Raw genomic sequence first — 22,458 nt, forward strand, 5'->3', positions numbered from 1 at the left:
TTCAAGGGGCGGATTTTGGCGTGATTCAGCGTAACGGCGGGAGAGGGTTGGAGCATTGAAATTGTCTGAAAATCTGCTGTGCTTAGCGAGCAGCCAGCACAGCACGGAGGTGAATCCACCTCCTGGAGGATCCAAATGCGTGAGATCGGGATCATAAACGGTGAGAATTACTCAAGCACAATCTATGAAGACGACCACGGCAGGGTCTACTTCACGGCAGATGCAGATATCGACGCAGATGGCGCCAATGGGCAGAACGGGGCTCCCGCCGCTTACATGGAAGATGATTCGGGCAGCGAGTTTCTGGCCAATGGAGGAATGAAACGTGTAGGCGGCAAGGTGATATGTGCGCATTCCTGGGCCAGAAGCATTGTCATCCTGGGTGCTGACAATGAACCGCGCGTCTTTCCCGGTGGAATTATCGCCTCGACAACCTGGTACCGCCATCGACATCTCGCACTTAATGACCCAGCGGCTTATGTGGACGCAGAAACCGTTGCCTACATCGTTGTACCGCCATTGATTGTCCAGGAAACCAGAGGAATCGTTCGAGGATGCGCCGCCCGTGTATCCTGGAACGGCAAGTCGGTTGATTGCGTGGTTGCTGACAGAGGCCCCAGTAACCGAATAGGGGAGTTGAGCATCGCTGCTGCCAGGGCGCTAGGCATTCCGCAAAGCCCGCGCCATGGTGGGTTGGAACGCGCCGAAGTTTTTTATGAGCTGTGGCCCGGTACTCCTGCACCGGGTTACGAACTGCAACGATCTTGAAGAAGCGTATTCGAGCTGCAGGTGATTGAGAATCTGTGTTAGACCGACTCTCAACTTTCGTTTGTCATGCCGTACCCTCATCACGAATGTCCGCTTGCAAATTACGGCGCGCAAATGACGGTTTCATTTCAACCGGTCCAAGTGTATTGAAGTAACTCATCTCATTGAAATGCATGATTTAATGAAGTATGTATTGTCGCTTGTCGACATCAATAATAGTGAATGACTATAAGTATTGGTTCGGTAGGTCGCAATCTTTCTATCGATTGGCGACGGGCGGTTGGAAGTTTCTTTGATAAAGCTGGATCCCTATCTATTCTCAAAAAACCTACACGACTGAAGTGGGTAGTGGGTAAGTAAAACCCATTAGCCTGATGCTTCGGTCTCTGATGTAACTACGATTTAACGTCGAATCGTTAGTGTTTGCATTGTATTTTAATGGTGTCTGGACTTTAACTGTCACAACGGATTTATCGCTGGCGCTTTCGCAGTTTTAGGGTTCTGGATCTCTGGCTTCTTGCAAAAACAGTAATAGGTTTTATCGCATTGAAGATTGCTAGGGGTGTGCGATGGTGCAACTAATTTGTTCACTGCCCTGAAAGTCATCGGGAATTCGGTAATTCCTGTGTCGGCTTCTCGAATGCCTCGGGAAAGGATAGAAGATATCGTGTCCAAGATGCTCTGCTGATATCTTCATTTCAAAATAGTCACGGACAACGGTACTGATGCACGAACAACCGAATGCAGACTTAGGTTCGCGCAGAGATTCTCAATCATCCTAAAAGGGTGCGTCAGAAACGAACGCAGACAACAGGTATCGTATTGAAGGAGCAAGGCCATGACTTACACCTATCGCGGTGGCAAGAAGCTGGATCTGGAAAAACGCCCTGACCAATTCATTGCCCGGGCATTGCCGGACACGCTGCGGGCCGCTGGCATCGCCGAGGCGGGCGAGACAGCATCGCCAGGGTCGACTCGGGTAACGGTGCCGCCACATGAGTTGGAGGCAACGATGGCACTGTCGCGGGAAATAGCGCCTACCCATCACGCCTACACGCTGGCCGACACGGGCCAGGATTTCCTGATCACCGACCGGGTATTCGTCACCTTCAAGGACCGCCTGACTCCCGAGCAGATAGCCGAGTTTGCCGGGCGCTACGGGCTGCTGCAGCGCGAGCACTATTCGGAGCGTGATTTCCTGTTCGAGTTGACCAACCACACCGGTATCAATCCGGTGAAGCTGGTGGTCCAACTCTGCGAGGAAGAACCGCTGGTGGAGCTGGCCGAGAACGACCTCAACTATATTGTCGCGAAGCAGGCGATTTTGCCGCCCACTGATCCACAGTACGCACGCCAATGGCATCTCCATGGCCATTTCGCGGATCCTGAGGTGGACCCCAGGGCCAATGCTCGCTGCGAACCGGCGTGGTTGTTGCTCGATAACTTCGGCAGCGCTGAAGTGGTGGTCGGCGTCTCCGATGATGGCTGCAAACTCGACCACCCCGATTTCGACTCGCCCGGGAAGTTCGCTGCCTGGGGGTATTTCAACGGCTCGCGCCTGGTCACCAACCTGGACGTCGGTGCCCAGCCCGCCCGCATGTACCAACGCGACGCCGACCATGGTACCTCGTGTGCCGGAGTGATCGCCGGCGAAGCCGATGCAGTGCTGACAGTAGGGGCGGCGCCGGGTTGCCGGCTGTTGCCAATCAAGTGGGAATCCCAGGGGCCGTCGCTTCTGATCAATGATTCGAAGTTGCTGACCGCACTGGCCTTCATCGCCGACAAAGTGGACGTACTGTCGAATTCCTGGGGTTCAGTGCCGACTTCAATCTACGCCTCCCCGGTCATCAGCCGCATCAGGCAGCTCACGACCTCTGGCGGGCGGCGAGGGCGGGGCATCCTGTTCCTGTGGGCGGCGGGCAATGAGGACTGCCCGATCCTGCACGTGGCGAACCAGGACGTGCCCCATACACATGGCTGGGTGCACGTGGCAGGTGCGTGGCAATGGGAAGGCGTGCAGACGGCGCGCAGCTTCGTCAACAACCTGGTGGAGATCCCGGGTGTGATGCACGTGGCCGCGCTCGCCAGTACCGCGCGCCGTAGCCATTACTCCAATTACGGCACGGGTATCGAGATATGCGCTCCGTCGAGCAACAGTCATAGTTTCTCCCGCATGGAGGTGTCAGGGCTGGGCATCACCACCACCAGCGGGGAATCCGGTAACTTCACCGCCGAGTTCGGTGGTACTTCCAGCGCGACACCACTGGCTGCCGGCATTGCAGCACTGGTGATTTCGGCGAACCCAGGGCTTGGCGCGCTAGAGGTGGCATCGGTGCTGCGTCGCACTGCGGCCAAGGATCTGGATACGACGCCCTATGCACGTACCCCACCGGCGAACTATGACCTGAATACGTCCTGGGATGTCTCGCCGATCGCACCCTTTGACAGCGGTAACTTCCAGGATATCGACCACGCCGACGGTACCTGGAGCCCCTGGTTCGGGCACGGGCGAGTGGATGCCGAGCGTGCAGTGGCCCTGGCGTTGGAACTTCGCCGTGGCCCCGAGCCGCAACCGCAGCCCGGAGGGCGCCATGTCTCCCGGCCTGGCAAGGAGATTCCCGACAACCAGGTCGAGGGTATTCGCGACCTCCTGGTTGTTGAGCAGCGAGGTGCGCTGAACTTCCTGCGGGTGGCAATGGATCTGCGGCATACATACATCGGCGACCTGGTGATCACGCTGATCGCACCGTCTGGCCGCCAGGTGGTACTGCATGACCGCGCCGGCGGCGGTGGCAACAACCTCGCCCGCACCTGGGACACATCAACGTTGCCGGCCCTGCGCGGTTTCGACGGTGAGGAAGGGCACGGCGACTGGACGCTGTGGGTACGCGATGTGGCATCGGCGGACACTGGGCGGTTGGAGGAGTGGTCGCTGGAAGTTGGCGTGAGTGCGCCAACGCTGGTGATAACCGGACAGGACGCGCCTGGTGCAACGATTCCGGACAACCAGGCCGCGGGTATCGAACGCGTGCTGGAAGTGGTCGAGACTGGGCTTATCGGGGACCTTGAGGTAGCTGTCGACATCACCCACACCTACATCGGTGACCTGCGTGTGGTGCTGCGTTCGCCAGCGGGTACGGATGTCGTGCTGCATAACCGTGCGGGCGGCGACACCGATAACCTGCGGGCAACCTACGCCTCCAAAGCAGCAGTGGCATTGCAAGTGTTGCGAGGCGAAGCCTGCGATGGCAAGTGGACCCTGCAGATCCAAGACCTGGCCACTCGCGATTTGGGCAAGCTGAACCGCTGGAGTCTACGCATCCAGTTGCAGGGATAGGCCCTGGCAGCCGGTGTACGCGAGACGGCCGCAAAGATGCTCGCGAATACGCAGTTACGCGGCGACAGCGGGACGGTTTCGGTGGTGAAAGCTGCAGAAGCGGTCGTGAAGGTACGCGCGCGGACCCGTATTCGCAACATCGTCGAAGTGCTACACGTCTTCCTGCCAACATTACTATCAGGAATAAAATTATGTTTCTTTAAGGGTGGCTCTCGTGGGGTTACGCAGCTTTATGGCTTGCTGTTTCTATTGTCGTCGCTAGTTGCGCCGCCATTAACACATGGGTTGCTGGGTAATAGCGGGTTGACACGTACAGTCCTATCGGAACCTGCCATGGCTTGCTGGCAGCTCTCTTGATGTCGGAAACCTTGATGGAATGCTCTGCCTCATTATTCATAATGTTTTTATGTGGTTGGGGGCTGCGTGTCACCTGCACGGCTACTTTCTGGGCGTCGGCACGAGTCGATTACATTTGAGTGTACTGCGTGGCGAGTACGGTGGGCTTATTGTTCAACTTGAACCTTGCCAGTGTCTGGAAGCTATAGATTGACCATGTGGGTATTTGGCTGTCGAGCACGTTGAGTTGCTGGGGATAGATTAATTTTGTAATGCGTCGATAGCTCATTGATATATGGCCGTATAACCATGTCATTCTACATCTTGGTGATTTGATTTCCCCGGGCAGGGATATTATTACGCCGGACATCGCCGGAAAGGTCGACGTGGCCTAAGGCTGCAGCCGCCGCGAGGGTGTCCGCTGCCAGTGCATCGAGGTGCGCGGCTTCGACGATAAGTTATACAACAAACGCCGAAAAGCTTACTCATTACATGTGTTTTACCATCTTAACACTGGCGTGAAGTTGAAGAGGGGAGTCGCGAGGACTTTAATTTCCATGAGGCATAATAATCGCGAGCAAAACAATAGACAGTGCTAAAAACCCAATGAGCTTCTTGTTGTAAGTGTCATAGCGAGAAGTTATTAGATATTACGGGTTGTCGAATATAAAAAACTCATCTATATCTAATATTACCTTCGGACCATGGGCATAAGTGTTGCGCCGCGCAATACAAACAGTGACCAGGTCATCAACGATTTCCGGGCAATGGTTTGAATCCGGATGCATTAGAGTTGGGTGTGAGGCGCGAGCCTCTGGAGGTCTAGAGCCATCAACCTACTGCAGCCTATCCGGTAAGGACTCCCCATGCCTGCCCAACTTAGTTATCCAGGCGTCTATATCGATGAAGTGACCAGTGGCGTGCGCACCATCACGGGTGTCGCGACTTCCGTGGCGGCCTTTGTTGGCTGCGCGCCGCGCGGGCCGATCAACAAAGCCATACGTTTGTTCAGTTTTGCTGATTACGAGCGGAGTTTCGGCGGCTTGGCGACGGACTCCGAGATGGGTTATGCCGTGCGCCAGTTCTTCCAGAACGGCGGCACCGATGCCTACGCCGTACGTATCGTCAAAAGTGCCAACACGGCCAACAAAACCCTGCACAACGCTGATGCTATCGATGTGTTGAAGGTCGAGGCACTGGACGAAGGTATTGCAGGTAACGGCATCGAAGTGCGGGTGGATTACCTGACCCTGACACCCGGCAGCACGTTCAACATGACACTGGTCCGTGCGGTGGATGGCCGCACCGAGCGCTTTGAAAATCTTTCCTTGAATTCAAAGGATGCCCGTTACGCACTCGACCAGATCAACGACATTTCTAAATTGGTGAAGCTGACTCGGCTGCTTGACAAAACGGCCCTGGACGCTCTGTCCCCTGCCACCTCGCGCAGCGCCAGTCTGGTTGATGTGGAGAAGCTGCTGGACGCCAATCACAACGCCTTTCGCCTGAGTGTAAACAGCCTGCCGCCGCTTGAGGTGGTGATCACGCTGCCGACGGACATCAGCGGGGCTACGCCGACCCAGCGCCTGGACTCACTCTGCGCGGCGATCCAGGCCAAGGTGCAGGCACAGGCCAATAGCCAATTGGCCTATCAGAATTTCACCTGCACGCGACCGGTCAACACTCAGACGATCCTCATGACTTCGGGCGTCGGTGGCGAATTTTCGAGTGTCCGGGTGCTACCCGGCCTGCAAAACAACGCTCGCGCAGTGCTCGGCCTGGGTAGCGAAGCCCTTGGCACCGATTCCGATGCGGTCGCGGCCATCCGGCCCGTGCCGGTGCCCGGCCCCGCAACACTGACGAGCGATACCTTCGGCGCCAACGATCTGAATAATCTGCCGAATTCCACCCACACCAGCCTGTACATCAGCCTCGACGGCTATGGCCCGGATCTCATCGACATTGGTGGCGGGGACGTTACCGGGAACCTGGCGGTGAAACTGGCCGATGTGGCCGCGCGCATTCAAGCAACGGTTCGCGAAAAAAGGATAAACGTAGACGCTTATAAAAATTTCACCTGCACGGTGGCGGGCAGCACCCTGGTGCTCACAACGGGCAGTCAGACTGCGACTTCCAGCATTGTGGTCTCCGAGGCACCGTCCAACAGCATAGCCAGTGAACTGCACTTGTTGGCCGGTTCGTCTATTGCCCCGCCGTTCTACATCACCCTGCAAGGTGGGGCCGAAACGGCCTATACGCCGGATGATGTCTACGCCGCATTCATTGCCGATCGAGCCACTCGCAAAGGGCTGTATGCCCTGGAAGCGGTGGACTTGTTCAACATTCTCTGTCTCCCGGGAATCACGGAGGTCGGAGTACTGATGGATGCTGCGGTCTACTGCGAGGAACGCCGGGCGTTTTTCGTGATTGATGCGCCGCTGACGAGTGTCGCGCCGGATGAGATGGTCGAGACTTTCAAAAAGGCTTTGCCCAAGTCCGATCACGCCGCTGTCTACTATCCCTGGATCGCCATCGCCGACCCTTTGAAAAACGGCAAGCTGCGCCTGAGCGCACCCTGCGGCACCGTGGCCGGGCTCTACGCGCGCACCGACGGCGACCGCGGTGTGTGGAAAGCACCGGCCGGCACTGAGGCTAGCCTGGTTGGGGTACAAGCGCTGAGCTACTCACTCAATGACCGCGAAAACGGCACTCTCAACCCGCTGGGAGTCAACTGCCTGCGCAACTTCCCGGTCTACGGCGCGGTGTCCTGGGGCGCCAGGACCCTGCGCGGGGCAGACCAAATGACTTCGGAATATAAATATGTTCCGGTCCGTCGACTGGCCTTGTTCCTGGAAGAAAGCCTGTATCGCGGTACCCAGTGGGTGGTCTTCGAACCCAATGACGAGCCGCTCTGGGCGCAGATTCGCCTCAATCTCGGTGCCTTCATGAATAACCTGTTTCGCCAGGGTGCCTTCCAGGGCAAGACGCCGCGTGAAGCCTACCTGGTCAAATGCGACCGGGAAACCACCACCCAGGACGACATCAACCGTGGGGTGGTCAATATCCTGGTCGCGTTTGCCCCGCTGAAACCGGCGGAGTTCGTAGTGATCACCATTGCGCAACTGGCGGGGCAGATTCAAGTGTGATCAAGGCCGCAGTTGCCCGCTCGGGCAACTGTTGAACCGCTGCATCGGAGAGAAAGGACATGGCTCAGTTCAACATCAACGCCCAGCGATTCGATCCGTACAAGAACTTCAAATTCCGTATCAAATGGGATGGCCGTTACGTTGCCGGTATCAGCAAGGTATCGGCACTCAAGCGCACCACCGAGGTGGTCAAGCATCGCGAAGGTGGCGACCCCAGCAGTAGCCGCAAATCGCCGGGGCGTACCGAGTTCGAGGCCATTACGCTCGAGCGCGGGGTCACCCACGACAGCAGCTTTGAACAATGGGCCAACAAGGTCTGGAATTTCGCCTCGGGCCTGGGCGCGGAGACCTCGCTCAAGGATTTTCGCAAGGACATCATTATCGAGTTGTACAACGAGGCCGGCCAGTTGGCTCTTGCGTACAAGGTGTTCCGCTGCTGGGTCAGCGAGTTTCAGTCGCTGCCGGACCTGGACGCCAATGCCAACGCCGTGGCGATTTCCCGGTTGAAACTCGAGAACGAGGGTTGGGAGCGTGACTATGAAGTGGTCGAACCCAGCGAGCCGAGCTTCAACGAGCCCAGTTGACAGGCTGTGAAGTCGTGCGACGAGTCCGTCAGCGGAAGACGATTGAACTGTGCTGTTTGACTCATTCCTGGCGTTTCCATGACGGAGGCCCCTCATTGTGTCCACACTCACCACCTCAGACTGGCTCACGATTCTGGACCATAGCCTGACGCTACCCACCGCGTTACGCCCCTGTGCACTTCTGGCACCGTTGTTGACTGATGGCCAGGCAGGCGCCGAACGCCTGCCACTGGGTCGGCGTGACGCACACCTGCTGGATTTGTACGGTGCTTTGTTGGGGCCACAACTCACAGCCTTGGCCTGCTGTGGGCATTGCGGTGAACAGGTGGAATTGAACCTGAGCACTTCGCAGCTGCGCCTGGACGACTCGCCCACTGACGAAGCGTGCGGGCAGTTCGAATGGGAGGACTACCTCGTGCATTTTCGCCTGCCCGATAGCCTCGACCTGCAGGCTTTGGTCCCCGAGACAAGTATCGACCAGGCGCGCAAGGTGCTGGCAGGTCGCTGCCTGCTAGAGGCGCAGCAGGGGGGGCAAACCGTTGAGTTTTCGACCCTGCCACAAGCATTGCTGCAAGCACTCAGCGAAGCCATGGGCCGTGCCGATCCGCAAGCGTTGACCGAGCTGCAGATGTGCTGCCCAGCGTGCGACCAGCGCTGGAGCGAGGTATTCGATATTGCCAGCTACCTGTTGGAAGGCCTCGATCACTGGGCCCGGCAAACACTCGACCATGTGCACCTGTTGGCCACGGCCTACGGCTGGAGCGAGGGGCAAATCCTAGCGTTGAGCCCCCAGCGCCGTGCCCGCTATCTGGAACGGGTACTGTCGTGAACGACCTGCTGCTGGGCCTGGCCCGACGCGTCTTGTATCCGCCAGCGATACGGCCACGCCTGGCATCGCGCTTCGAAGCCGAAGGCATTGCACCAAGCCGTTGGGAGCAGGCGCCAGAAACGCTGATCGCGCAGGCTGGCGAAGTGCTCACAGTGGCGGCGCAGAGACCTGACACAGCGCTGCCCAGCCATGAACCGATCACTCCCATTCGACCCGACCCGGTACTACCTTCGCCAGTGCCCGTCACTGCGGCATCCTACACTTCGAGTTTCGAGCGCAATGCTCTGCCACCCACGGTGGCTTTGCCACAGGCATTCCCTGGCTCGCCTTTCACGCAAATGCACGAAGCACCGACGGTTCAGTCCGCACCGGCGACGCCACCGCTTGCATTGGCAACCCCGGCCCATTCGCCAAGCCTGCACGATACCCGCCCGGTAGAACGCTTGCTCCATCGGGAGCGTATTGAGCAGCAGACGACTCACCGCGAGACAATCGAGCGCCGAGTCGAACGCCTGAGGGTGTCGACGCCCAACACCGCGGTACCACAGCCGCCACAGCTTTCCATGCCCGAGGCGCGCGCCACGCAGCCGCAACCCCTGCCTGCCGCCCCCAGGATCGAGATCAGCATCGGTCGCATCGAGATTATCGCGCAGAGCCCCGCACCAGCCGGGCGCCGTGAAGAACCGCCACCCCGCCTGCCGGCCAAGTCCCTGGAAGAGTACCTGAGTGAACGAGATGCCAGCACGGGGCGACGATCATGAGCTCGCCCCTGGGGCTGGCAGCCGCTCTCGCGACCCTGCAGCAGATGCTGGAGGTCGGCTTTGCCGACATGAAAATCAGCGATGTGCTCGGTGGCGCGCCGAGTGTCACCTGTGTAGCCCCGGACCGGATCGATACGAACGGCAGCAGCGACCAGTTGAATATTTTTTTGTACAACCAGATGCGCAACCTCGGCTGGACCAACCTTGGTCTGCCTGGCCGGGACAGCAGTGGAGAGCGCATTGGCAATCCGCCTCTGGCGCTGGATTTGTACGTACTGATTACGGCCTACGGAGTCGCCGACTTCCATGCCGAGATTCTGCTGGGCGCTGCCATGCAGGTCCTCCATGACATCCCGGGCATGGGACGCGATGCCATTCGCGAAGCGCTCAAACCTAATGCCAACAAACCCCATTTGCCAAAAGCGCTGGAGTTGGCCGGGTTGGCCGATCAGGTCGAGCAACTGCGAGTAACGCCCCTGAACCTGAGTGCCGACGAAGTTTCGCGGATCTGGTCGGCCATCCAGCTGCCGGCCCGGCCCAGTGCCGCGTACCTGATCAGTGTGGTGCTGCAATCGACCGCCAGGAGCCAGCGCACGCCGCTGCCGGTATTGGCGCGTAACCTCTATGCAATGCCATTGCGTGCACCGCGGGTCGACCGGGTCGAGTCAGTGGAGGGGGCGTCGATACCGATTGTGCCCGACGGCAGCGTGCGGGTCAGTGGCATGAACCTCAAGGCACAGCCGATGTGCCTGTTGGTCAACGGACTGGACCTGAGTGCCGCTCTGAACAGGGTCGACAACGAGGTGCTGGAGTTCGGTTTCCTGTTGCCTGACCCGCCGCACCCGCCGGCATTGCCGGCCTCCTTGCGGGCCGGGGTCTGTACCTTGCTGGTGTCGCACGGGCAACTGATGGGCACGCCGCCCACTGTACATGGCGCGATAGAGTCCAACCTCGGTGTGTTCATCCTTAACCCCCAGGCAATATTCACCGTGCTGCCTGGCGCGATCAGCATGGTGATCGACGGTGTCACTTTTCGGGCCGGCGCACTCAAGGTGACCTGCACGCCGCCGCTGGGGGCCCGACAACGCGTGCGCCTGTTACTGAACGAAAAGAACCCTCCGAGCGCCCGTCCCGCGCGGGCTTACAGTTTCAACGCCAGTGAGGGTAACGGCATCTCCTGGCCCGATGAGCAGGCGGATGCCGTCACCATCGAATATCAGGGGGTTGTGCAAGGCGCCTATCTGGCCCGGGTGCAGGTGGATACCGGCACGAGTGCGCTGACCCAAGGCATGGATGGGCAGTTCGACGGCCCTGAGGTGGCACCATGAGCCACCGTCGCGATTTCGCCGAAAACAGCCGCGCTCTTGCACAGGCTCTGGACGCTTTCGCCGCCTATCTGACTGCGCACCTGGCAGAAGCCGCTACGCCGCTGGGCACCTACTTGCAGGCACCGCCAGCCTTGGCGCTTATCAGTGAGCGTCTTGGCCTGAGCCGCTTCGAACAGGATCTGTTGCTTTTGGCTGCTGCCGTGGACCTGGACCCACGCTTTCGAGCGTTGCTGGCACAGGCGCAAGATGACCCCGACAAACCCTGGTTGAACTTTGAAGTGGCGTTGCGTCTGTTGCCCGAGCCCGAGTGGAGCGCGGTGACGCCGATAGGCCGTTTACGGCGTTGGCAATTGCTTGAGCCCGTCGGTGCCGGTGGACCCTTGCAAGCGCGGCTAGTGGTCGACGAAAACATCCTGCATCGCATCGCAGGCCTGAGCTTCCCTGACCCACGTCTGGAGCCCTGGTTGCGCCAGGAGAGCCGGCCTGAAGGCGAACCCGAAGCGGGCGACAGGGTTCAAGCAAGCTTGCACAGCATCGCCGTGCAGTGGCAATCGGCACCCAGCCTGGTCCTGGCGCCGGTGGTCAGGCTGACAGGTTGCGAGGGTGAAAGCTTTGCCCAGGTGCTTGCGGCCAGCCTGGGCCTGCACCTCTATCGTCTTGCCGAGCACAATTTGCCCGCCGGGCATGTCGAGCGAGAACAACTGGCGCGCCTGTGGGAGCGTGAAGCGCTGCTGCGAGGCGCCTTGCTCTGGGTGCAACCAGAAAGTCCGGGGCCTGAACAGGCGCAACGTCTGGGCGACTTTATCGACCGCTTGCAAAGCCTGGTGTTACTGAGCGGGGATAGCACGATACCGCTACGCCGCGATCAGCTACGCCTCGGTGACCAACGCAACGAAGCCTGCGCACGTCTGAAAATCTGGCAGCAGCAGTTGGGTGAAACGGGTGAGGGCTTGAATGGCCGGCTCGGCTCCCTGGCCGAGCAATTTCAACTGAGCAGCAACGCCATCTCCCGGCTCGCGCAAGGTTTCAAAGCCCGTGGCGAAACCGCCGTCGAGCAGCTCTGGCAGGCCTGCCGCGAAGAAGCTCGCCACGGTCTGGAGCAATTGGCCGAACGGGTCGACGCCCGTGCCAGCTGGGATGATCTGGTACTGCCTGACGCAGCGCTGTGCAGTTTGCATACCCTCGCAGCCCAGGTTCGTCAACGTTCCCGGGTCTATCGCGACTGGGGTTTTGCGGTACGCAGCAGCCGCGGACTGGGCATCAGCGCCTTGTTTGCCGGCGGCAGCGGTACGGGCAAGACCCTCGCCGCCGAGGTGCTGGCCAGCGAACTGCAGCTGGACCTTTACCGCGTTGACCTGGCGGCACTGGTCAGCAAGTACATAGGCGAGACCGAGAAGAATCTGTCGCGGGTGTTCACCGCAGCCGAAAGCAGTGGTGCAATTTTGCTGTTCGATGAAGCCGACGCCTTGTTTGGCAAACGCAGCGAGGTGCGCGACAGCCATGATCGCTACGCCAACCTGGAAGTCAGCTACCTGCTGCAACGCATCGAGACTTATCGCGGCCTGGCCATTCTCACCAGCAACCTGAAGCAGGCCATCGATCCGGCGTTCCAACGGCGAATCCGTTTCATCGTGCAGTTTCCCTTCCCGGATGTGCAGGCCCGTAGTGCGATCTGGCAGCGGGCATTCCCGCCCGACGCGCCCTGCGACGCGCTGGATATCGGCAAGTTGGCAAGGCTGTCGTTATCCGGTGGGCATATCCGCAACCTGGCGCTGAACGCGGCCTTCCTCGCGGCGGACCAGGACATGGCCATCGGCATGCAGCACTTGCGCGCTGCCGCCGAAGCGGAATTCGCCAAACTGGAAAAACCGTTATCGGCGGCGGAAGTGAGGGACTGGCAATGAACACGCCCAAGGCTACGGCTACCTCAGCCATCCGGTTGGCCATCGACACCCTGGCGCTACCCGGTTATTCCGTCGGCAATGGTCAGCGTCTGGCTGGTGCGCTGGAGCGCGAGCTGGGGCGCTTGTTGGTCCAGGGACCGCTGCCGGGGCTGGGTTTCGAGGTCGATCGCATACACCTCCCTCGTTTCGAAACGCCTGCGGGCGAACGCCCCGAGCGCACCGGACGGCGCCTTGCGCAGTTGATCGCCAGGCAATTGCAGGGGCAGTGGACATGACAGAACACAGCCTTGCACGTGCACCCGCCACCGAGCACGACGCGCCACCGTCAAGCAGCCCCGGGGCGAGACTGCTGTTGCAGCGTAAATGCGCCTGTGGCGCCGGGGCTGGCAGCAGTGGCGAATGCGACGGCTGTGCGGCCAGGCGTTCGCTTGACCTGCAACGCAAGGAAAACGGTGCTCACAGCGGACAGGGCATACCGAGCACCGTCAGCGACACCCTGGCGCGCCCCGGTCGACCGCTCGATAGCGATACCCGCAGCTTCATGGAAAACCGCTTCAACAACGATTTCACGACCGTACGCATCCACGACGACAGTGCCGCCGCGGCCAGCGCCGAGGCGGTCGATGCTCGCGCCTACACGGTTGGCCAGGACATCGTCTTTGCCGGCGGCCAGTACCAGCCCCATACCGACAGCGGTCGCCATCTGCTGGCCCATGAACTGGCGCATACCGTGCAGCAGCAGGGGCTGCAACGTTTCGCCAGCACTGACCTGGCCGACCAGGGCCCGCAATACCAGCGCCTGGAGCATGAGGCCGACCAGGCCGCCAGCAGCGTCATGCGCGGTCAGCCACTGGCGAGTGGTTTGCTTAGCCAGGGTGGAACGCGCCTGTCGCGCACGGCCAACAAGGGCAAATCACAAGAGCATGAGATTGAGAGCCGCTACAAGGGCACGGAAATGACCACTGGCCACAAGGTCACGCCAGAGAAGAAAACCAGTGTCAACGTAAAACGCGAGGATAAGGAACTGGCTTCCTTCATCGTCAATAAACTGGAACTGCATGAAGTCAAGGGTCCCGTCATTGAAGAATGGCGTAGTAAGGCCAAGGCGGGAGCCCTGCGCGGCATTATCACCATGCAGGGCACCAAGGCCCAGGCAGCCGGGCACTGGCAGGAGCGTGTCAAGTCCGATGAGTTGCGCTCGCGCTGGGTCAACAAGCGAGGCTGGAAAATGGGCGATGCGCTGAACGCAGCCTGGCAAAAGGCCGGTGGCGACTCCGAATTCCCCAAGGTCGGCGGCGGAACCTGCGAGATGGACCACATCATCGAGCTGCAGGTGGGTGGCGACAACACCGAGGAAAATATCCAAGTGCTCGATCGTGCCGATAATGGCATGAGCGGTAGCCTTATCAAACAGCAGGTCTTCGGTCTGGCCCAAAGCATCGCACAGAAAATGGAGAAAGACCGCAAGGAACCACCGGCCGAGCTGCGCATGATATTCAAAGACGCCAAGATGAAATCCACTGGCAAGTGCGGGCCGTGTTGTAAAGTCGCCAAGAAGCTGAAGGCACCAAAGAAGGGTGAGGCCGGACACGCCGATAAGTCCAGTGAACCCCTTTTCGGCTATTCGATCAGCGCCGGTGGCAGGACCGTGGAGTTGCGGATCCGCGAAGGAAGCAAGGTCCAGGATATTTTTAAATCCGGTATTCGGGAAAACGTCGCCAGCGCAGAAGTGCTGCCTGGGCTGTTGTTGATGACGCTGCACCGGGTCGCCAAGGGTAAAGACAGCATCCACGCCATGATCGACGACCGCGACCGCACCCGGCTGCCGATAACGTTGCCGGCCAAAGGCACCAAAGTAGTCTTGAATGTGGCCAAGAACGGCGACCTGAGCCTTTCCGATGAGGCGAAGACGCACCCAGGCATTGTTTTCACCTACGACTACCTAAGCGAGGGACGCTTCACCAGCCTGAGCGTGGTCGAGGGCGGGGTGGCCGGGGAGGGCTATATCACAACGAACAAAGTGCCTTTCCTCAACCGTTTCGAAGTGGCTTTTACGCCGAACTCTTTTTGTCTCAAGGCGCCGCTGGGCAAGGATAAACTGAAGCCGCCGTTTCCCGGGGTCAAAATCAAAGACGCGTCCCTGTCCATGGCACTTGCGCCCAAACTCAAGCCTGACGGTTACGTGAGCCTGGAGTTCGGTGAGGCGAAGAAAATCGCCGAGAGCAAAGTCATTATCAGCGCCGACGAAAAAGGCCTGATGTTCAGCAACGATCTTTTCGTCTACTTGCCTGGCATCGACGAGGCCAAGGGCAAGATCAATTATCGTGACGGGCAATGGAGCGGGGGCGCCACAATCGAGTCGGCGCAAATGGCCGGCAAAATTCCCTACTTCAAGAGTGGTTCTGCCTTTGTGTCGTTCGAGGGGGGCAAGATCGCCGCCGGTGGCAAAATAATTCTGCAGCTGCCGGGCGGCAGCGAAGGATTCCTGGACCTCAGCTACGCCTCCAACAAATGGATGCTCCAGGGTGCCGGTACGATTGGGGTCAAGAACCCCTATCTCAAACCCTTCCAGGCCAACCTCTCGTACGATGGCGAGTCGTTCAGCGCCAAGGGCAAGGCCGGTTTCATCTTCCCTGGCCTGGAAGGCACAATTGACGCTACCTACGAATACAGGAAAGGCAATGAGAAGGTCTCCGCCAAGGGGGACATGAAGATCAACAAGGGCCGGGCCCAGGGCAGTATCCTCGTCGAGTTGTGGCCCAACGGAAAGATCACCGGCAAGGGCAAACTCTCCTACGAAATCAAGAAAGGCCTGGTGGCTACCGCCGGCATTACCGTGGACGAGCACCAGAAGATCGTCTTCGACGGTGAGCTCGGCTTTCCCGACATCACCTTGTTCAAGCGTTTCCCGGAAAAACAGGAAGACCACACCCTCTTCAAGGCCTCCGGGAACATTCCGATCCCGGGTGCCTCCATCGGCGTGGTCGGTCTGAAGTTCAAGCTCTGGGGAAGCCTGGGGTATTACTACTCTGTCGGCCCCGGCGTGCTCACGGGAAGCAGGGCGCAGGTCAAGTTCAGCCCGTTCGATGCGGACCCGGATTTCAGTTTCAACCTCAAGACCAAGGCCAGTATCCCGGCCGATGGCGGTATCACCGGGACTCTGGGAGCCGACGCGGTCGCTGACGCAGGCATCGCCGAAGCCGGTGGCGGCCTTAATGTAGTGGCCACTGCCGGCCTGCAAGGCAAGGTCGATCTGGGCGGCGAGATCGCCTACAGCAAAGAGAAGTTCATCATCGATGCCAGCGCTTACATAGGGGGCAGCATTGTCCTCACCGCGAAGCTCAATGCCCGGCTGTTTGCCGAGGCCGGGGTCTCGACATTGAAGGTGCGTACAGAAAAAACCTGGGAGCTGCTGGGTGGCAAATTCGACACCGGCCTTAGCCTCGGCGTGCGCATGCCGTTGCACTACGACAGCGTTGAAGGCCCGCGGATGCCCACGTTGTCGGACATCAAGGCGGAGCCCGCGCAACTCGACCTGAACCCTTCGAAAATGCTCGACAATCTGTTCGCCGCGGCCAAGAGCCAAGGGGGTGGAGCATGACCGGTCTTCCCAACTCGCCCAAAGTGCTCAAGGGCGGAATCATTCTTATCGATCCGGTCAACGGCTCGGTGCAGCGAGTAATCGCCCTGCAATACAACCCCGACCTGTTGACCCGCAGCCTGCAGCCGCAAAGCACTGGTGGCAGTGCCGCGATCAGCGAACCGTTACGGCTCAAGGGTCCGCCCATAGAGACCATCAAGCTCGACGCCGAGATCGACGCCACCGACCAGCTTGAATTTTCCAACCAGCACCGCAGCGTGATCGAAGTGGGCATCCATCCGCAGCTGGCCGCGTTGGAAACCATTGTCTATCCGGACAGCAACACCCTGATCCGCAACAATCAGATGGCCAACGCCGGAACGCTGGAAATTGTTCCGGTGCAAGCGCCACTGCCTCTGTTTGTCTGGAGCAAGGAGCGCGTGTTGCCGGTGCGTATCACCGACTTCTCCATCGTCGAGGAAGCCTTCGACATCAACCTCAATCCAATCCGTGCCCGTATCAGTCTCGGCATGCGTGTGCTCAACATCAATGACCTAGGCCTGGGCGACAAAGGCGGGCACCTGTACATGGTTTACCACCAGGGCCGCGAACGCCTGGCGCGCAAGGCCGGCAACGCGACCCTGGCCAGCCTGGGTTTGAGTACCTTGTTCTGATCAGTGAGTCGACCGCCAGAAAGGACTAGACCATGAGTGATCGTTTCCCACCCAACAGCCGTTACCACTTGACTGAAACGACCGAGCTGACCCAGGCGGATGGGCACCGGGTGATGTATCTGCGACGGCGCTTCGTCCCGGACCCTTCGGCATTCGTCACCCTGCAGGTCTACAGGGTGGTCCAGGGCGACCGCATCGATCGGTTGGCGGCTGCGGTACTCGGTGACCCCGAACAGTTCTGGCGCCTGCCCGATGCCAATGGTTGCTTGCATCCACTGGAACTTGAAGAGCCGGGGCGGCCTGTGCGCCTGACGTTACCCGAAGGTATGCAGGGGCCTGGTGATGCTTAAAGGTATGCACGTCTCATTGTTGGTCGGCCCGGCGATCCCGGTACCGGTGCCCAAGCCACTGATCGATGCGTTGCAGAGCATCCAGGTGACGTCGGCGGCGGGCACGCGCAGCGGTTTTCAGATCAAGTTTTCGCTGCACAGCCAGTCACCGCTGCATGTGCTGTTGCTGCTCACTGGCGGGCGTGTTCCGTGGTTGCGGGTACTTATCGTAGTCACTCTCAACAGCCTGCCGATGGTCTTGATGGATGGGCTGATTACCCGCCAGGAAGTCAGCGGCTCCAACGAACCGGGGCAGAGCACCCTGACTATTACCGGTGAGGACCTGTCGGTGGCCATGGACCAGCAGGAATTCAATGGCATTCCCTATCCGGCCATGCCGGTAGAGGCACGGGTGGCGTTGATCATCGCCAAGTACGCGGTCTTTGGCATGGTGCCGCTGGTGATCGCGCAACTCTTCAAGGATGTGCCGGTCCCGGTCGACAAGATCCCCACCCATGAGGGCACCGACCTTGCCTATGTACAGCAGCTGGCCAAGGACGCCGGTTACGTTTTCTATGTCGAGCCTGGCCCGCTGCCAGGGGCAAACACCGCTTATTGGGGACCTGAGATCAAGCTGGGCATGCCGCAACCGGCGTTGAACCTGGGCATGGACGCCCAGAGCAACGTCGAGTCGCTGTCATTCAGCATCGACCACACCAAGGCCAGCTTGCCTACGGTATTTGTCCAGAACCCTTTGACCAAGTTTCCGATCCCGCTGCCGATTCCTGACATCAGCCTGATCAACCCACCGCTCGGGATGCTGGCACTGGTGCCCAAATCGACTCATTTGCTCAAGGACACTGCCAAGCTCAAGTCGACGGAGGGGTTGTCCAAGGGCCTGGCGGAAGCGGCGAGCTCCAGGGATGTGGTGACCGCCACCGGCTCGCTCGACGTGTTGCGCTATGGAACGCTGCTAAAGGCACGCCAACTGGTTGGCGTGCGTGGCGCAGGTGTAGCTTTCGACGGGCTCTATTACGTGAAAGCCGTGACCAGCAACTTCAAGCCGGGCGAGTTCAAGCAGAGCTTTACGCTGACTCGCAATGGGCTGGTTTCGACGATACTGAGGGTTCTGGCATGAACGCTGAAGGCAAGTTCTACGGCAAGTTCCGTGGCGTGGTGCAGAACAACATCGACCCGATGCAAATGGCGCGTATCCAGGTGCAGGTGCCCGATGTGCTGGGGCTGGGCGTTTCCAGCTGGGCGATGCCTTGCTTGCCGTTCGCGGGGCAGCAGAGTGGCATGTTTGTGGTGCCACAGATCGGTGCCGGGGTCTGGGTGGAATTCGAGCAGGGCAACCAGGATTACCCGATCTGGGTCGGTGGCTTCTGGGGCAGTGCCGCAGAGTTGCCGGCACTGGCGCTGACGGGCTTGCCAGTGTCGCCGAGCATCGTTCTGCAGACCGGCAACCAGAACGGCCTGACCATCTCCGACCTGCCGGGCCCAACCGGCGGCATCCTGCTCAAGACCATGACTGGCGCGATGATCTCGATCAACGAAATCGGCATCACCATCAGCAATGGCCAGGGCGCCACGATCATGCTCACGGGGCCAACGGTCGATATCAACCAGGGCGCCTTGGCGGTGATTTGATATGAAGCGTTCAAGCTGCGGCCAACGTGCCAACCCGCCCCTGACACAGGAGTGCCCATGATGCCTGGTTTTCTCCTCCATGCCGGTGCCACCGTGATGTGCGCCCACGGCGGCCAGGCAATGTCGACCGCACCTTTTGCCCGGGTACTGCTGGCCGGTCAGCCGGTGACGACCCTCACGGCGCCCTATGTGGTCGCCGGCTGCAGCATGCCGCCACCGCTGCCAGGCAATGGGCCTTGCATCATCGGTCAATGGTTGGTCGGGGCCACGCGGGTGTATGCCGGAGGGCAACCGGTATTACTGCAATCGAGTACCTCGATCTGCACGCCAACCGGTACGCCATTGATGATCACGGCCACCCAGATGCGGGTCTCAGGAGTCTGATATGGCCTTGGACTTTCCATTAAGTATCGATTCGCGCGGCCGCAGCACGGAGGTCTTCGCCGACCTGCACGTGCGCGACATGATCGAGCAAGTGCTGTTTACCGTACCGGGCGAGCGGGTGAACCGCCCGGACTTCGGCTGTGGGCTGCTGCAACTGGTGTTTGCTCCCAACAGCGATGCCCTTGCCGCCGCCTTGCAGATGACCGTGCAAGGGTCGCTGCAACAGTGGCTGGGTGAGCTGATCGAGGTCGAAGAGGTGCAAGTACTCAATCTCAATGCGCGCCTGAACGTGACCGTGAAATACGTCATGCGCCAGGATCGCCAGCCTCAACTGGCAACCTTCAGCCGGGAAATCGGACCATGAAACGCGAGTTCCTCTCTGATAACCGCCACCGCCTGCAATTGCTGCGCGATCTCGGCTCGCCGGCCCTCAACGGCATCGACTACCTGGAGGTGGTCTCACGGGACCAGCGCAAGTTGCGCGTGGTGTTCGTCTACCCGCTGATCGGTATCACCAGCGCCAATTGCATGATCGAGGGTGGGGTGCGGATCACCGGGGTGCATATTGCAAGCCTGAGCATCAAGGGCAATCAGCTTGACTTGACCCTGGACCAGGCCGGTGATTTTTCCTGGTACCGTTTCGTGCTGATCGATCCTGCTGCCCCGCAAGACCCACCCGAGGGATTCGACCCTTGCTTGTCGAGCATTCGCTTCAGTTTCAAGGCACAGTGCCCCTCCGAGTTCGATTGCGCCGATGACCACTCATGCCCCCCGCAGGCTTGGGTCGAGCCGCAGCTGGATTACCTGGCCAAGGACTATGGAAGTTTCCGTCGGCTGATGCTGGACCGGATGGGGCAGCTGATACCGGGGTTTCGCGAGCGCAACCCGGCGGACTTCACGGTGGCGCTGGTCGAGATGCTCGCGCACATCGGCGATCAGCTCAGTTACTACCAGGACGCCGTGGCCACCGAGGCTTACCTGGGCACGGCACGCCGGCGCGTGTCGTTGTGCCGGCACGCACGCTTGCTCGATTACCCGATTCAACAGGGTTGCAACAGCCGGGTATTTGTCAGCTTGATGATCAACGGTAAAGCCGATGGTCAGGTGCTGCGGGTACGCACACCATTGCTGACCCGCGGGTTTGGCCCGGGCCCGCGAGTGGAAAAGGCCGTGCTGGAGACCCTGCCAGACGGCGCAACCCAGGTCTTCGAAACCTTGCACCCCTTGCCTTTGTGGGCGGCGCACAACGAGATTGCGATCCACCCTTGGGGCGAGCCGAATTTTTGCCTGAGCGCTGGCGCGCAGGAAGCCGCATTGGTCAACAAGCCGCCACTCAATTTGCAGCCGGGGATGTTGCTGCTGCTGGAGCAAGTACCCGACCTGAAATACGGTTGGGCGGCGAATGTCGATCGCAGCCATCGGCACGTGGTGCGGCTGGTCGAAGTCACGCAGGGGCTGGACCCGCTCACCGGTACGCCGCTGAAACTGGTCAGATGGCATGCTGAAGACGCATTGCCATTCGAGATGTGCGTCAGTGTGCAGATAGAGCAGGCGGGGGTGAGCCTGGTACTCACCGTCGCCTGTGCCCGTGCCAACCTGGTACTGGCCGACCATGGCCTGACCCGCAGCAATGAAACCCTGTTGCCGGACACTGTACCTGACACAGGAAACTACCGACCGCGCCTGCGTGAGCCCAATATCGTCTATGCACAGCCCTATGAAGACGATCCGACACGCTCGGCCTGCAGCAGCCTGAGACAGGACTGGCGACAAGCCGTTGCGGCCGACATGCAGTTGATCGAGGACGGCACCGGCGTTGCCGGCGCCCCGCCCAAGGCAGATGTCATCAGTTGGACGCCGCGCCGCGACCTGCTCGCGAGCGACTGTTTCGCCCGGGCATTCGTGGTGGAAACCGAAGCCGATGGCAGTGCCTTCCTGCGTTTCGGTGACAATCGCTTCGGCCTGCAACCAACCCCCCGAAGCCGTTTGTTGGCCAGCTATCGCCAGGGCGGTGGCAGCATCGGCAATGTCGGCGCCGAGAGCATCACCCACATCATTTGCGATGACCCACTGATCGAACCCCACATCGAAGCGGTGCGCAACCCGCTGCCGGCGCTGGGCGGCGCAGAACCCGAGAGCGCGAACTCGATCAAGCTGTTTGCACCGCAAGCATTTCGTACCCAGGAAAGGGCGGTCACCGAAACCGACTATGCACGCATTGCCGAGCGCCATCCCGAGGTGCAGCGGGCTGCCGCTCGGCTGCGCTGGACCGGCAGCTGGTACAGCATGTTCGTCAGCATTGACCGCAAAGGCGGCAAGCCGATGGATGCGCCGTTTCGCAAGGCAATGCTCGAGCACCTGGAGCGCTATCGCCTGGCCGGTTATGACTTGGACTTGAGCGAGCCGATCAACGTAGCGCTGGATATCCAGCTGAACATCTGCGTGCTGCCGGGCTACTTTGCCACGTCGGTGAAACGTGGGCTGCTCGTGCGCCTGGGCAACCGTGAGGATGCGCTGGGACAACAGGGCTTCTTTCATCCCGATCACTTCAGCTTTGGTCAGGGCCTGGCCCTGTCGGCACTGGTGGAGGCGGCGCACTCGGTGACGGGCGTGGCCTCCCTTGAGGTGAAGGTGTTCCAGCGCTGGGGCAAGACACCCAACCAGGAGATCGAACAGGGCTTTATCCACGCTACCCCCCTCGAAGTGCTGCGCCTGGATAACGACCCGAACTTCCCCGAGAACGGCCGGCTGCGGCTCAGCATGCAGGGTGGCGTATGAGTAATGGCGCAGGAGAAGACAAACAATGCGGCTGCTGCAGCGCACCTCAAACGCCGACTCCGGTCGATGA

The 22,458-nt window shown here is 60.0% G+C and carries 17 protein-coding genes; all 17 read left to right on the forward strand.

Annotated elements, in window-relative coordinates:
* The first annotated feature begins 135 nt into the window (after positions 1 to 135).
* A complete protein-coding gene (locus tag OH720_RS15595) occupies positions 136 to 768 on the forward strand; it encodes a glycoside hydrolase family 75 protein (RefSeq protein WP_272606364.1) in 633 nt (210 codons plus the stop codon).
* An 838-nt stretch (positions 769 to 1,606) separates the two neighbouring features.
* On the forward strand, positions 1,607 to 4,105 hold the full coding sequence (locus OH720_RS15600) for a proprotein convertase P-domain-containing protein (RefSeq protein ID WP_272606365.1): 2,499 nt from the start codon (positions 1,607 to 1,609) through the stop codon (positions 4,103 to 4,105).
* A 1,202-nt stretch (positions 4,106 to 5,307) separates the two neighbouring features.
* On the forward strand, positions 5,308 to 7,587 hold the full coding sequence (locus tag OH720_RS15605; protein ID WP_272606366.1) for a phage tail sheath family protein: 2,280 nt from the start codon (positions 5,308 to 5,310) through the stop codon (positions 7,585 to 7,587).
* Positions 7,588 to 7,646: 59 nt separating this feature from the next.
* On the forward strand, positions 7,647 to 8,171 hold the full coding sequence (locus OH720_RS15610) for a phage tail protein (RefSeq protein ID WP_272606367.1): 525 nt from the start codon (positions 7,647 to 7,649) through the stop codon (positions 8,169 to 8,171).
* Between the two features lie 97 nt (positions 8,172 to 8,268).
* Positions 8,269 to 9,000, forward strand: coding sequence for a T4 family baseplate hub assembly chaperone (locus OH720_RS15615; RefSeq protein ID WP_272606368.1), 732 nt, complete (start codon positions 8,269 to 8,271; stop codon positions 8,998 to 9,000).
* The gene (locus OH720_RS15620; protein ID WP_272606369.1) at positions 8,997 to 9,761 is read left to right on the forward strand and encodes a hypothetical protein; all 765 of its coding nucleotides are present in this window, start codon (positions 8,997 to 8,999) and stop codon (positions 9,759 to 9,761) included. The genes OH720_RS15615 and OH720_RS15620 overlap by 4 nt, the downstream gene beginning before the upstream one ends.
* On the forward strand, positions 9,758 to 11,089 hold the full coding sequence (locus OH720_RS15625) for a DUF4255 domain-containing protein (protein ID WP_272606370.1): 1,332 nt from the start codon (positions 9,758 to 9,760) through the stop codon (positions 11,087 to 11,089). Before OH720_RS15620 ends, OH720_RS15625 begins: the two co-directional genes overlap by 4 nt.
* Entirely contained in the window at positions 11,086 to 12,993 is a 1,908-nt protein-coding gene (locus OH720_RS15630; protein ID WP_272606371.1) for an ATP-binding protein, read from the forward strand. The genes OH720_RS15625 and OH720_RS15630 overlap by 4 nt, the downstream gene beginning before the upstream one ends.
* Positions 12,990 to 13,268, forward strand: coding sequence for a hypothetical protein (locus tag OH720_RS15635; protein WP_272606372.1), 279 nt, complete (start codon positions 12,990 to 12,992; stop codon positions 13,266 to 13,268). Before OH720_RS15630 ends, OH720_RS15635 begins: the two co-directional genes overlap by 4 nt.
* Entirely contained in the window at positions 13,265 to 16,594 is a 3,330-nt protein-coding gene (locus tag OH720_RS15640; RefSeq protein ID WP_272606373.1) for an eCIS core domain-containing protein, read from the forward strand. The genes OH720_RS15635 and OH720_RS15640 overlap by 4 nt, the downstream gene beginning before the upstream one ends.
* A complete protein-coding gene (locus tag OH720_RS15645; RefSeq protein WP_272606374.1) occupies positions 16,591 to 17,247 on the forward strand; it encodes a hypothetical protein in 657 nt (218 codons plus the stop codon). The genes OH720_RS15640 and OH720_RS15645 overlap by 4 nt, the downstream gene beginning before the upstream one ends.
* 32 nt (positions 17,248 to 17,279) lie before the next feature.
* On the forward strand, positions 17,280 to 17,597 hold the full coding sequence (locus tag OH720_RS15650) for a hypothetical protein (protein ID WP_272606375.1): 318 nt from the start codon (positions 17,280 to 17,282) through the stop codon (positions 17,595 to 17,597).
* 4 nt (positions 17,598 to 17,601) lie between these two features.
* Positions 17,602 to 18,714 carry a hypothetical protein gene (locus tag OH720_RS15655; RefSeq protein WP_272606376.1) on the forward strand — a complete coding sequence of 371 codons (1,113 nt, stop codon included), beginning with the start codon at positions 17,602 to 17,604 and terminating at the stop codon, positions 18,712 to 18,714.
* The gene (locus OH720_RS15660; protein ID WP_272606377.1) at positions 18,711 to 19,226 is read left to right on the forward strand and encodes a phage baseplate assembly protein V; all 516 of its coding nucleotides are present in this window, start codon (positions 18,711 to 18,713) and stop codon (positions 19,224 to 19,226) included. The genes OH720_RS15655 and OH720_RS15660 overlap by 4 nt, the downstream gene beginning before the upstream one ends.
* Positions 19,227 to 19,283: 57 nt before the next feature.
* On the forward strand, positions 19,284 to 19,610 hold the full coding sequence (locus tag OH720_RS15665) for a hypothetical protein (RefSeq protein WP_272606378.1): 327 nt from the start codon (positions 19,284 to 19,286) through the stop codon (positions 19,608 to 19,610).
* Between the two features lies 1 nt (position 19,611).
* Positions 19,612 to 19,974 carry a GPW/gp25 family protein gene (locus OH720_RS15670; RefSeq protein WP_272606379.1) on the forward strand — a complete coding sequence of 121 codons (363 nt, stop codon included), beginning with the start codon at positions 19,612 to 19,614 and terminating at the stop codon, positions 19,972 to 19,974.
* Positions 19,971 to 22,388 carry a putative baseplate assembly protein gene (locus OH720_RS15675; RefSeq protein ID WP_272606380.1) on the forward strand — a complete coding sequence of 806 codons (2,418 nt, stop codon included), beginning with the start codon at positions 19,971 to 19,973 and terminating at the stop codon, positions 22,386 to 22,388. Before OH720_RS15670 ends, OH720_RS15675 begins: the two co-directional genes overlap by 4 nt.
* Positions 22,389 to 22,458: the final 70 nt, after the last annotated feature.

Source organism: Pseudomonas sp. WJP1, assembly GCF_028471945.1.
GTDB lineage: Bacteria > Pseudomonadota > Gammaproteobacteria > Pseudomonadales > Pseudomonadaceae > Aquipseudomonas.